This is a genomic window from Dyadobacter bucti (assembly GCF_005869225.1).
GTDB classification, from domain to species: Bacteria; Bacteroidota; Bacteroidia; order Cytophagales; family Spirosomataceae; genus Dyadobacter; species Dyadobacter bucti.
Window position 1 is genome coordinate 1352898 of record NZ_SWFP01000001.1, and the last position, 13502, is coordinate 1366399.

A 13502-nucleotide genomic window follows, 5' to 3' on the forward strand; every position below is an offset into this window, starting at 1 on the left:
GCAGGCTGGTTATTGGCCACGTCACTATTTCTGCAATAGCTGAAACATGGCCTTCATCAGCACACCTTCCACTTCGGGCGCTACACTCGAGGCGCGGTCGCTTACCTCATAGCCGCCTTTTTTATAGGCGTCGGCCGTTCCGATATAACCAGGCCCCAGGTCCCCGTAGGCAGCCATGGCAACAAAAAGATCCGGTCTTTTCGCCTTGGCTGCAAGCTGGTATTCCACAAAAAGTTCGCCCGGCATATATAGTATCCTCGCGTTTTTTAATTTCAGGCACGCCAGGTCGAGTTTTTTCCCGCTTTCGCAACGTCGGAGCCAGGCTATCTTACCTGCGTTTCCATTGTTTTCGTGCAGGATCGCATTGCCCGCTGCAAGATCCTCTTTCATTTTGTATAAATGCGCAGCCGGCGGCAAAGCGACCGGAACCACCGTCCAGTCTATATCCCCGGGTTTGATCGCTTCACGCTTTGTTGCTTCCCAGGCAAGCTTCATACCTTCTGCAAGCCTCTCGGCGAAGATAAGCCGGTTGGCCGGAGAACCATCGTTGTACTTGCCCGCGGCGATGTTCCCTCCTGCCCCGTTGAAATGAATATGAAGGGCCTCCGGCTCGGCAAGCTGCCGGTAAAAGCGGGCTACCCCTGGAAAATCGGGATTGACCACACCGGTACGGTAATAGCTCTGCGGGTGCGTGGCGTAGTAAGTGAGCACTGCGACGGGCTTGTCCCCATTCCAGAAACTGACAAGCGACAATTCGGGATCGATCAGCCCTTCGGGTTCCGCCCGGATCGCGGGGTCCTTGGTCGTCGACATCCGCGTTACCCGTACTTTTCCGTCCGGGCCGTATATGTTCCTGTTGGAAGCCACTTTATGTACTTTGGATTTCCCCAGCCCTATATGCGTCACAGGGCGGGATTTGCCAAGAGAATTTTTCACAGCCACAGTAAGCTCCCGCAAAGCCTGGCGCGGGAAATCTCCATTGAATTGCGTAGGATTAATGAATGCCGGGTCAATTCCCGCCTCAAGAAGTACCTGCTCGGCCCCGGCATCATACCGGGGTGCATCGTGCTGATGCAATACGTTCACGCTTACGCGCTGGGGCGTTGTTCCGGCCGCCGTGGCCAGCGCATTTCTGAACTCGTCCATTCCTTCATTGCTGATGCCAAGCCAGTCTACCGCACACAAAACAACCGGCAAACCCGAACCAAATAATACGATCCCTTTCGCACGCAGGCCCAGGTCCCATTTGTTGATCTCAGGGTCATAGGACAAATGGCTTCCGACGGGAGGCGTTACGTCAATATCAAAAGTGGACAGTCTGACGGTGTCCGGCTGTTGGGCCAAAACATTTTGACTTAAAAGGAACAGCAGCATAACACCTGTTTTACAGACGTATCTGAGGTAAAATATGCCTGAACGATCTCGGTAGTGATACATAGCCAGGCTTAGTAGTTAGGGTTTTGTTTGAGCTTTGCATTTTTATCCAGTACGGGCTGCGGGATGGGCAAGAGATAATTTTTGTTGGCAAAAAATATCCTGCCCCCGTTCGGCGCTTCTATAACGGAATAGACCTTTTTGCCTGCTTCTTTCACTATTTTCATTGCATGAAAAGGGCCGTTCAGAGTAGTCTCGGCTATTTTAAGCCTCAACAGGTCGGGCCAGCGTTTTTCCTCGAATGCAAGCTCAACCCTCCTTTCCTGCTGGATCAACGCACGCATCTGCGCCTGCGTCAGCCCGGACTTCAATGCCGGCAGCCCGGAACGTTCCCGTACCTTGTTCACTGCGCTGTAAACCGTTTCGTCGGGTCCGACTTCCTCATTTCTTGCTTCGGCATAGCTGAGAAGCACTTCTGCATATCTGAAAATGATAAAGCTGGCGCTGCTGAGCCGCTGGTCGCCACTGGCAAATTCATACTTGGGATTCAGGCCTTTTCGGAGGTAGTAGCCTGTATTGGTGGCTTCGTTGGCACTGGACAGGTCGAGGGTGTTGCGGGAACCCGAACCGATCCACATTTCCATTTCATAACCCAGCCATTTGCAGCCATCATAGATCACCGACTGGTAAAATCTCTTCTCCCGGTTCAGGTAAGGATTTTGAGGATCATAACCCGAAGCAGGATCCGTAATAGGCAGCCCGTTCGCCATAAAATAGGAATCCACAATCTCCTGGGTAGGATTCGGTGCGCTCCATGCACGCTGTGTACCGCCCACGATCCAGGCACCATGTAAGCCCTCCCTGCTAGCCCCCAGGGTAGTGCCGCCCAGGTAAGCTTTGTCAAAAATGACTTCTACATTGTTATTATTTTCCTCATAAAACAAAGTTTCGAGATCGGGAAAGAGGCTGTATTTATTCAAATCCATCACCTGTTTGTTGGTCGCAGCCGCGGCGGCCCATCTTGTTTTATCATTTGTCGGGTTTTTCAACGGGCTTGCCTGAAACAGTTCGCACCAGCCTTTCAGTGTGAGCGCGGCACCCTTACTGGCTCTTCCCTTGTCGGGAGTAAGCGGCAGGTCGGTAGCCATCGCGGCACATTCGTCTGTGATGAACTTAAAGGTCTCATCCGAGGTGCTCCGTTCGCGGAATATTTCATCTCCCTGCTCCTCGCGGTTCAGCACTTCCGTGATGATCGGTACGCCTCCGTAGCGGACCCAGAGCATCTGATAAAAATACGCTCTCAGAAACCGTGTTTCAGCGATCCGCATTGTTTTCCAGGCATCCGGTAAAGCACTTGCAGTTACTTTTTCAATGAACAGATTACATTTCCGGATCTTCGCATAATTGGTAGTCCAGTCGTCGCGGACCGAACCCGGGGTGTAGCTTGATTTGGCATAGGCAGTGAAGCTATAACCCGAAGAAGAACCCCGCATGGTATTGTCTGAAAAGCTTTCGTCAGGATCGTTCGTGGTAAATGAACCGGGCAGGCTTCCGTAAATATCATTCAGGAACATATCGGCATTCCCGGTGGTTGCCCAGGCATTATTATCTGAAACCTGGTCTGTAGGCGAGACATCCAGATAGCTGTCGCAGGAGGCAAGTCCGGAGCCCAGGAGCACCACAGCAAAGGCTGAATAGAAGTAATGGTTTATCGCTCTCATGTCTGATTTTTTTGATCTGTTGAATTAAAACGTAACGTTCATGCCCAGTGAAACCACCCGTTGCTGCGGGTAATTGAGCCCCGAGCTGACAATGTTCTCAGGATCGTAGTTGACGATTTTTGTCCATGTCAGCAGGTTTTGGCCAGAAACAAAAACCCGGGCGTTCTGCATACGTACCTTGCTCATCAGCTTCGCAGGAATGGAATAGGAAAGCATCGCACTTTTCAGTCTCAGGTAACCCGAATTCCTCATCCAGAAAGAAGACATCTGTGTGTTGTTAGTCGTAGGCGCGCTGGTGATCCGGGGATTTAAAGCATTGGTATTTTCTGGCGTCCAGTAGTTCAGATTTTCTTTTACCGGAACAGTCCCTCCGTAAAAAGCCCAGGCGGAGTATAAGCTGGTGTAAAAATTGGTTTTCGCCGCGCCCTGAAACAATACATCCAGAGCCAGTCCTTTGTAAGTAATATTAGGCATGAGCCCGTAAATAATCTGCGGCACATCCGGATTGCCGATCACCGTCTCATCGTCCGTATTGATCACGCCATCTTTGTTCATATCCTCATAACGGATGTCACCGGGAAGCACTTTCCCCCACGGCTGTACCGCAATGCCTTCTTTCAAGGCGCCGGTTTCTGTGAAGTCATCCACCTGGAAGAAACCCAGTGAATGATAGCCAAACTGCGTACCGAGCGGCCTGCCCGTTCTTTTCCGGTTTGGATTACCAAAAGTAGAGGCGGTTTCAAAAACTTTCAGCAACGTATTCTTTGCGAATGTCAGATTGCCTGTCAGCGACACATGCAGGTCTTTGGTGACATTGTATTCGGTACCGATCGAAAGGTCGATCCCACGGTTTTCCATTACGCCCGCATTCACCTGGCTCAGCCCGATCCCGTATTCGGCCGGAACCGTTACGTCGGGCGTGGTCAGCATATTGGATCTTTTTTCATAGAAATAGTCCGCTTCGATCGTGACCAGACCTTTCCAGAGCGTTGCCTCTATGCCAATGTCGGTTTTCTTTGCTCTTTCCCAGGTAATGTTCGGATTGGACTCGGCACGCTCGCTGATCCCCTGAACTGCCTTGCCTCCAAGTACATAAGCCGGGCCGTAAACGCCGTAAGTACTCAGGTACTGAAATGCGCTGCCGGCCAGTGCCCCTACTTCTCCATAAGATGCCCTGATTTTAAGATTATTGATCCAATTCACATTTCCTTTCATGAAATTCTCCTCAGAAATTCTCCAACCGAGCGAAAATGCCGGAAAAAAGCCAAACTTCTTGCCGGGCGCAAAGTAGTAGCTCCCGTCATACCGACCGCTGGCTTCGAAGAGATATTTTCCGTCATAATCATATTGGGCACGATAAACCAGCCCCACCTGCCGGGCCCTGGAAGAACTTCCCGTGTTGGATATATCCGCCTGGTTTGAGCTTCCCATATTCAGCTCGTCGATGGTAAGCCCGAAGTTTTTCCGCGTTGCGCCAAACGTAAGCTGATCATTTCCTTTAGCCTCAAAAAGACCCAGAAGACCAACATAATGTTTGCCAAATGAGCGGGCGTAGTTCAGGCTTCCCTGGAATGTGAGCTGCATCGCACGTATGTATCCTTCGGTCAGTTCGGCGGTGGCACGTTCGCCGTAAGAGACATTGTATTGACCTGGCGATGCCGGGTTCGGGGCCCAGATGGGGATCGGTGTGAGCCAGTTTTTATTAAAAGTCGCAGTTGGATCATAGGCTACCGAACCTTTGAGTTTCAACCCTTTTATAAAACTCAGATCCTGCTCAATGGAAAGCTGGGAGAAGATTTGTGTGGTATTGATTTTGCGGTAACCGTCACTTTTTATCAATCCAGCCAGCAGGTTCCCGACCAGTCCATTGGGGTAAATCTGCGTCCAGGTTGGATTGGCATTGGTAATGGTAATAAACATCCTGTCGGTGGTTGACGACGGATAATTGTTTTTTTGCTCCCGGCCTTTCAGCCCCAGTGAGATTTTGGTGGTTTTGGTAACCTGGGCATCCAGACTGAAATTGAGGTTGAAACGATGCTGGTAAGTAGAGCCGAACAAACCCGCTTCATACTGATAGCCAAGGCTTCCGTAATATTGTACAAGATCGGTACCTCCCGAAATTTCCAGATTATGGCTCGTGAGGGCCGTATTTTTATTGACCAGGTCCCACGGACTATTGTTGGGAAAATTCACAGGATCAGAACCATCCCTGAATTTCTGAAGATCCTCGTCCGAGTATTTCGCCGGCAGGCCTTCGTTCCTGGAAGCCGCATTGAGCAGGGACGCATATTCGAATGAATTGGGATATTTTGTCAGTACGGTCGGGTTTTGAAAACCCATGTAGCCGTTGTAAGTGAGTGCCGGAGAACCTGCTTTCCCTTTTTTAGTAGTAACCAATATTACCCCGTTTGCACCAGCCACACCATAGGGTGCCACTGCCGCCGCATCTTTTAAAACCGTGATACTTTCAACGGAATTGGGATCAAGATCCTGAAATGCCCGTGGGATATTGTCTACCACCAATAACGGCTGACTGTTCCCGGTCGTGGCGATACCCCTGATGTAGATACTGGATGCGTCCCTGCCCGGCTCGCCCGAACCCTGACGAAAAATAACGCCTGACATTCTTCCGCCCAGCCCGTTGCTCAGGTTCGTTATCGGTGTCGATGCAACCTCGCTGCCTGTCATAGAAGATATGGCAGCAGTTACAGAAGTCTTTTTCTGTGTACCATATCCCACCACAACAAGCTCTTCCAATGCCTTCGTGTCAGGCAACAATACTACGTCCAGGGAAGTCTTATTTCCGACAATTAGCTCTTGGGGTACGTACCCGACGAAGGAAAAAATAAGTGTAAGCGAGCCGCTTGCTCTTTCATTATCCGATATATCCAATGAATACTCGCCGTTTACGTCGGTAACCGTGCCGCGCTGGCTGCCTTTGACCAGAATGCTCACACCCGGCAAAGCGCCTCCTTTTTCTTCGGTCACCTTGCCTTTTATAGGAACATCTGCATCCTGCGGCTGCTTATCGGCACTTCCTGACTGGTGCGCTTCTTTCAATGCACTGATCAATATCCTTTTATCGATTTGCTTGAATGTCAGCCGATTGGGTGTCAGAAGCCTGGCAAGGAGTTTTTCAACGGTGATCTTTCCTTTGAGTTCCAGCTCACCGATATGCTTTACATCCTGTTTGCGGTACATAAACCGGAAAGGCGTCTGCTGCTCGATCTGGTGGAACACGTCAACGAGCGTTCCGTTTTTCAGCGCTATTTCCACCTCCGAGGTTTCCAGGTTCTGCCCTTTCAGGGAAGAAGCGCTCAGGAGCTGGGTAGTCGCCAAAACAGCCAGTGACAAAATCAGTGAAAGTTGCATAAGCTTCTTTAATTTTCTAACAGGAACGCGCCGGGCGAACACACCCGTAGCTTCTACAGTTGTAGAATTTTTCATATTTTTGACATGTTTTTAAGTGAAAATCCCGCAAAGGTTACTTGATCTTTTAAACACAGCCGCTTCGTATCCGAACCGGCGCCGGTGCTGCAGAGTTGTTTTCATACTTCCAATATGACGACAGTTTGCAGCACTTTTTTATGGAGTATAATTGTGCATGGCGAATAGGGTTTAGTTGGGTGAAATAATGACTTCTTTCTTCTCGGGATCCAGCTCATACCTGGCGTCGTTGAACTCGGTAATGCTTTTCAATACACTTTCAAGGTTTTCGTCTTTTCCAAAAGTTGTGGTGAAACGTTGTGTTTTCAGCCTTTCCCCGTTGATCCGGATTTTCACGCCGAAGCGCTCTTCGATCAGCCGGGAAGCATTGGAGACCGTCACGTCGTCAAACAAAAGGTCCTCCATTTTCCATTCAACCGTTTTTTCAGCATTTACCTTTTGCTGCACGGCTTCCTGTTTCACGGTACTGTAAGTGATCTGCTGATCGGGTGTCAGGGTGCCGAAAGTTTTATTCTGGTCGCTTACTTTTACCCTTCCGCGGGTAACGGTTACCGTTATACTTTCATCTCCGGGCAGCGCCCTGATGTTGAATGCGGTGCCCAGTACCGTCGTCGATAATTTGCCTGCGTGCACGATGAACGGCTTTGCAGGATTACGCTGTATGTCGAAATACCCTTCCCCCGAAAGGTATACCTCCCGCTTTTTCTTATCGTCAAATGAATTGGGATAATCGATTTTACTGCCTGCGGTAAGGATCACCGTGCTACCGTCGGGAAGCTGTACAAAATTATTGGGTTGATTGGCCTCCTTCTTATTCTTTGCATATACTATCTCAGGCTCTGTTTTTTCATGCGTTCTCAAAAAAAGAAAAGCAGAAACAAGCAATACAAGTGCAGCCGCGGCATAGGCCGACCATACCGGTAATTTACGTTCAGCCACCGCAAAACGGACCTCCGCTTTTTCAGGTGTGTGTTCGTCGATATATTGTTTGATTTCCAGCTCCAGTTTTTCCTGGTCGCTTTCCGACAAGCTATCCAGGATGTCAGGCTGAATTTCAAATGCATTGTAATAGGCTTTAATCAGGTCGGTTTCCTCCTTGGTGGCTCTCCCCGTCCGGTATTTTTCCAGAATCTTTAAAAATTGTTCTTGCTGCATGTCAGGGCTTTTGATCCTTTGAACATTCTGATAATACCAATAGAAATAACTGATGTTAACTGTATGTTCTGAAAAACCAAAATCCGCCCACGCGGAAAAGAACTTTTTTTTATTTTTTTGAAAAAACGCCTCTCAGGCCACAAAAGAAAAGGAGGATATGCAAACCACTGTCATCAGCAACGCCGTTTTCAGCTTCGTCAAAGCCCTGCCAAGCTGGTTACGGACCGTTTTCGGGGAAACATTCAGCTTATCGGCGATTTCATCGCTGGAAAGCTCGTAATCGTAGCGCATACGGAAAATAACCTGCTGCTGCTGAGGCAATTGTTCTACCACAGATTCAAAAGCCAAGCGCAGTTCATTGTACCGGATCAATGCGTCGGCATCATCCCTGCGGCTTTCCAGTTGTACAAGCAGGTCGGGGATCGGCACAAATTTCTTCTCGCTCTCCATCCATTTCAACACATTGTTCCGGACAGCGACGTAGAGGTAGGCAGACAGGTTGTCGATAGCGGGAGCCGAAGAGCGCGACGTCTGCTGCGTCCAGAACTGGATAAATACATCCTGTGCGATATCCTTGGCCTGATCGTAATTTTCCAGCCGCTTATAGGCGGCATTGTACACAAACCTCCAGTGTTTCCGGTACAACGCGTCAAAAGCCTCCCTGTTTCCCTCACGGATTTGAAGCATCAGCAAGCTGTCCTCTGCGGCGGATATCTCCCTCATTGTTTTTCGGCTTTAACCTTCGGTGGAAAATTATCCTAAAAGTATTGTGCGAAGATAAGCAAAGCAAATTCTATGAAAATTATATTTGAAAGAATTAAATTGGGTGAATGCGGGTGTTGGGGATTTATTTATAGTTTAAACGAGAAAGCTTCGGCCACGCTCCCGGACCTCAACTTCGCCAGTCAGACGAGATGGGAGTTCACGGAAGATTCTTTTGTTTTTTCACCGCATTTAATTCATTCAGTACCAATGTTTGCAATTCCTCCTTGGGCAACAAAAGTTGATATTCAGCTACGCCTATGGGTTTGTTGATGTCTTGCAGGGCTATTTCAACATCAAGATGGTCTTTGTCCGCACAGAGAATGATGCCTATGGATGGATTTTCGTTTTCGCTCTTTTCAAGGCGATCTAGTAAGGAAAGGTAGAGATTCATTTTACCTACAAATTCCGCCTTAAAATTTCCAATTTTCAATTCGATCGCCACCAGGGAACGTAAACCTCTGTGAAAGAAAAGCATGTCTACGAAATATTCCTTGTTATTGTATTCCAGTCGATATTGGTTACCGATAAAACTGAAACCTTTGCCCAACTCCAATATAAAAGCCCTGATTTTGGCGATAAGCCTGTTTTCGAGCTCTAACTCTTTGACGGGTTCGGTAATGCCCAAAAATCCCAGATTGTATGTGCTTTTGAATACTTCATTGACATAGTCAGCATGTTCAGTAGGCAGCGTTTGGTCGAAATTGTGTGTTTTGATTTGATTTTGGACCTGGCTGTAATTGTCCATTTTGATGGCATTCAGCAATAAGTCTCTCGACCAACCTTTTGTCAGGGTTTCATTTGCATAAAATTCAATTTTCGAATCATCGTTTAATTTATTGATTAATAGCAAATTATGCCCCCAAGGCAAAACTGCGACAGCCTGTCGCAGTTTTGCCTCTGCCTGATAATATCGCTCATAAAAGCGCTTCATATCCCATAAGTTGCGCGGAGACAACCCCATATCCGGAAACTCGGTTTTCAGGTCGATCGATAATTGTTTCACAACACCGCTGCCGTAGCCTTCTTCCAATTGTCTCTCAAAGAGCAATCTTCCTAAATTCCAATAAACGGATTGGGTGCTGCTACTTATTTGCTTGGCAATCAGAACACGGGCTGTGCGAATTTGGTTAATCGCCTGGCTTAGTATTTCTCCATACTCCAAGTCGTCTAAGTGCGATAGTGCTCCTTTTTTCTCTTTCATTATGATCAACTGCAAAATCTGACATAAGTATAACTTGCAAAAAACACTTTTTTTAGCATTCATCAAAAAAAGGACTGCCAACCAACAGTCAAATTCCCCCCGATATCACCACTATAAAAACTTGATTAATACACTTTTTCAAATCATTTTTTATGTTTATATTGGTTACATCATATCATCGCCACTAGCACATGAAACTGATACTGACATTGGCCATACTGGGCCTCGCGCTGGTTTCCCGAGCGCAGGGCGTTGTGGTCAATCCGGACGGGACACATTCTCATATCGTCAATAACGGCAGTACGTCCCTCATTGTGAACCCGAATGGAACGCATTCCACCGCTTTCAACAATGGCAACACGTCGATCATCGTGAATCCGAACGGGACGCATTCCACTGCTTTTCACAATGGCAATACGTCGACCATCGTGAACCCTAACGGCACACATTCCACCGCTTTCCGCAATGGTAACACTTCGGTCGTTTTTAATCCCAATGGAACCACGTCCACGGTGTTTCACAACGACCCCGTCCGGGAAGAAGAAGAAACTGATTCCCCGCGCAGGCCATCCTATTCCTTCGCCCGTCCTTGGGGAAGAGGCCCCGTAGTTCCCGAGGCTGCTATTGTCGATCTGTCCCACTGGAAATCCGGACCTGTTATCTGGTTAATGTTAAAAAAGCCAGGCGTTAAAAAAAAATTGCAAGTCTCGTGTTCATCTGAGCCATAAGGACTAATTATTTGAGCCGTAGGAGCAACTTACGACATGGTATGAAGGTTGACCTTTGTATCATGAAAAACTTCAAAACAATTCAGTTGGGCCACAGCGGCCCGTTCGTGTCCAAACTTGGTTTGGGCTGTATGCGTATGTCTTCGATATGGGGCGGCAATACACCAGATGAAACAGAAAGCATTGCTACAATCCATGAAGCCCTGGACAGCGGAATTAATTTTTTGAACACCGGAGACTTTTATGGTGCGGGTCATAATGAAATGCTGGTAGGTAAGGCCATTAAAGGAAGGCGCGACGATGCATTCATCAGCGTGAAATTCGGCGCTATCTTTCACAACGGCCAGTGGCTGGGGCTGGATCTGCGCCCCATTGCGATCAAAAATTTCGTCAACTACTCGCTGAACCGTTTGGGTATTGAAACGATTGACTTGTACCAGCCCAGCAGAATGGATGACAGCGTACCAGTAGAAGACATTATCGGAACAGTTGCCGATTTGATCAAAGAAGGTAAGGTGCGTCACATCGGTGTATCTGAAATCACAGCTGAGCAACTTCGCAAAGCCAACGACATTCACCCGATAAGCGCGCTTGAAATCGGCTATTCGCTGGCTGATCGTCAGATAGAAAGCGAACTGCTGCCAACGGCAAAGGAGTTGAGCATTGGCGTAATCGCCTTCGCGAACACTGCGGAAGGCTTGTTGACCGGCGAACTAAAAGCTCCACTTCCAGAAAACGATTACCGGAACCATTTCTCCCGTTTTAAAGGTGAAAACTTGATTAACAACCTGGAAAAAGTAGAAGTATTAAAGCAAGTGGCCAGCGATAAAGGTGTCACGCCAGCGCAGCTCGCCATCGCGTGGGTGAATGCACAGGGTGAGCAAATTATGCCTTTGGTTAGCATGAGCCGCAGGTCGCGTCTGCCGGAGAACATCGCAGCCATGCATATTGAATTTACACCGGAAGAAATGAACACCTTAAACATTACTTTTGCAATCGGCGCTATACATGGCGGTACCTACTTACAACGCTAAATGACCAGTCCAGCAGAAATCCTTCCAGGCGTGATCTTTTATTCTTACCTATCTGCTGAGCGGAAAGAGAAAGTATGTTTCTGGAACCACCATACCTTAGTATTTCAGGTATCAGGACAGTTCACCCTGGAAACCTCTTCGCAAACCATTTCGATGACCGGTGGAGAAATGCTGCTGATAGGCAGAAACCAGCTGGGTACGCTCACCAAAACACCGCTGCCAGGAGGCAATTATGAAACTATTGTGATATCCCTGCAGGAGGATCTGTTGCGCAGGATTGTGTTGGAAGAAAAGCTTGAAGCAGGTCAGAAATACGTCGGCCCGCCCAACCTCCTGATTCCAACCAACGAATTCCTGCAGGGATATTTTCAATCGATTATTCCTTACGCCCGAAATTCGGGAGCGGGTATGACAGACGAAATGGGTATCCTGAAAGTGAAGGAAGGGGTTAAATTGCTGCTGCTTGCCCTGCCCGGGCTTCGTCACTTTTTATTCGACTTTTCAGAACCCTATAAGATCAACCTGGAAAGGTTCATGCTCAGCAATTTTCATTTTAATGTTCCGATTGAAAAATTCGCGCAGCTTACCGGCCGCAGCCTGGCAGGCTTCAAACGCGATTTCCTGAAAACATTCGGCGCGCCTCCGCGTCACTGGCTGCAAGACAAACGGCTGACCGAATCAAAGCACCTCATCGAAACCAAGCATGAAAAACCTTCGGCCATTTACCTCGACCTGGGTTTTGAAAGCCTGTCTCATTTTTCACGTTCCTTCAAGAAAAAGTTCGGCATGGCGCCCACGGCGCTGAACGGTGGTCTTTCACTGGCAGGCAGCGGCAATTTCACTTCAAACAACGCCCCCCCGAAACATCCCGGCCCTGCTTAGGCATCGGTTTTCCAACAAAAAAAGGCTGCCCACCGAAAATGGCGAAATACTTTTAATCATTCACTTCCATTCGTTCAAAGAATACAACCCGCGAAATGCATATTACGGATTTAGCAATACGTCCGTGTTTAAAAATGATATCTTGCTGTTCAGTTTCCAAACAAAATCCGTTTAATAACTTTAAAAAAAATATATCATTATAATATTAGACCATCATAATTAACATTATATCATTGCATGGCAATATTGCTGCTGACTTAACAAATTAATTATGAGAAAATCTGTGATGCTCTTTGGACTATTAGCTGCTACGATGCTTTTTAGCTCTTGTCAAAAAGAGCAGGATGTTGAAGATGCGCTTAGTAAACAAACTTCAAAAAACAAGTTCAGCGCTTTTAAATTTGATAATTCAACTAACATTGTTGCCGTTGACTGGTCAGCACAGAATTCAAAATTTTACTATTGGAGTACTCAAGGTTTTGCAATTTTTGGAAACTTCAATGATACCGATCCACCTGGCTCCAGTTCATATCCTTTTTCTGTACTGGCCGGAAAGATTCCAAGTGATATTGTTGAAACCGTTATTTATGCTCCTGAGGGCGGAGGGGTTAATAAATGCTATGCCTACTACTATGACGGAACGGTGACCTCGGGTATCTCTAACGACCTGTCTTTTCACACTACCGCAACGCCCTACTTTTGTCCTACAGGATACAATCCAAGTAATATTGTCGGTATGTCAGTGGATGCTAGCGGAAAGCTTTTCACATGGTTTAACGACGGAAAGGTCTCAGTCGGGAGAAGCCTAAACCATACACACCTTTATAATCTGACAGCGCCCAGAAGCTATTCGCTTCCGCCTGGTAAGACCTATTCACAAATTATCGCAATAGGCATTGATAGAGCTCACAGCAACGCTGTTTATACGTGGTACACAGATGGAACTGTTTCAAAGGGAAATTGGCTGGATCTTGACGCAACAGCCGCACCAGTTCCATTCGATTAATTAAAAATGCCCGTTGGGGATAGTAAAATAATTTTATCATTCTTCCCAACGGGCATTTGATCTACAACTTTCTGCAACCCAAATATTTCACGTTGATTTTCCTATACATTGCAATTGTTGTTTCAAGGAATTGAGATAGCTATTGCTTGGGTATTAATTACTGAACTGGCACTGGGAACAACACGTCAG

10 protein-coding genes are annotated in these 13502 nt (G+C 47.5%); 4 read left to right on the top strand and 6 right to left on the bottom strand.

Going from position 1 to position 13502, the window contains the following annotated elements:
* Positions 1-24: 24 nt before the first annotated feature.
* From FBF61_RS05090 to FBF61_RS05115, 6 genes are all read right to left on the bottom strand, one after another.
* Positions 25-1374, bottom strand: coding sequence for a hypothetical protein (locus FBF61_RS05090; protein ID WP_138476148.1), 1350 nt, complete (start codon positions 1372-1374; stop codon positions 25-27).
* 71 nt (positions 1375-1445) lie between these two features.
* Positions 1446-3095, bottom strand: a complete 1650-nt coding sequence (locus FBF61_RS05095) for a RagB/SusD family nutrient uptake outer membrane protein (protein ID WP_138476063.1) — start codon at positions 3093-3095, stop codon at positions 1446-1448.
* A gap of 24 nt (positions 3096-3119) precedes the next feature.
* On the bottom strand, positions 3120-6542 hold the full coding sequence (locus FBF61_RS05100) for a SusC/RagA family TonB-linked outer membrane protein (protein WP_138476064.1): 3423 nt from the start codon (positions 6540-6542) through the stop codon (positions 3120-3122).
* A gap of 171 nt (positions 6543-6713) precedes the next feature.
* A complete protein-coding gene (locus FBF61_RS05105; protein WP_138476065.1) occupies positions 6714-7697 on the bottom strand; it encodes a FecR family protein in 984 nt (327 codons plus the stop codon).
* 132 nt (positions 7698-7829) lie between these two features.
* Complete coding sequence (locus tag FBF61_RS05110; RefSeq protein ID WP_138476066.1) at positions 7830-8420, bottom strand: RNA polymerase sigma factor; 591 nt, start codon at positions 8418-8420, stop codon at positions 7830-7832.
* A gap of 199 nt (positions 8421-8619) precedes the next feature.
* The gene (locus FBF61_RS05115) at positions 8620-9663 is read right to left on the bottom strand and encodes a PDDEXK nuclease domain-containing protein (RefSeq protein ID WP_138476149.1); all 1044 of its coding nucleotides are present in this window, start codon (positions 9661-9663) and stop codon (positions 8620-8622) included.
* A 191-nt stretch (positions 9664-9854) separates the two neighbouring features.
* Here FBF61_RS05115 and FBF61_RS05120 point away from each other — a divergent pair, with 191 nt between their 5' ends.
* The 4 genes from FBF61_RS05120 to FBF61_RS05135 all read left to right on the top strand — a co-directional run bounded on the left by FBF61_RS05120 (position 9855) and on the right by FBF61_RS05135 (position 13313).
* Entirely contained in the window at positions 9855-10391 is a 537-nt protein-coding gene (locus tag FBF61_RS05120; protein ID WP_138476067.1) for a hypothetical protein, read from the top strand.
* Between the two features lie 62 nt (positions 10392-10453).
* Positions 10454-11425, top strand: a complete 972-nt coding sequence (locus FBF61_RS05125) for an aldo/keto reductase (protein WP_138476068.1) — start codon at positions 10454-10456, stop codon at positions 11423-11425.
* Positions 11426-12307, top strand: coding sequence for a helix-turn-helix domain-containing protein (locus FBF61_RS05130; RefSeq protein WP_138476069.1), 882 nt, complete (start codon positions 11426-11428; stop codon positions 12305-12307).
* Positions 12308-12578: 271 nt separating this feature from the next.
* On the top strand, positions 12579-13313 hold the full coding sequence (locus FBF61_RS05135; RefSeq protein ID WP_138476070.1) for a hypothetical protein: 735 nt from the start codon (positions 12579-12581) through the stop codon (positions 13311-13313).
* Positions 13314-13502 lie beyond the last annotated feature (189 nt).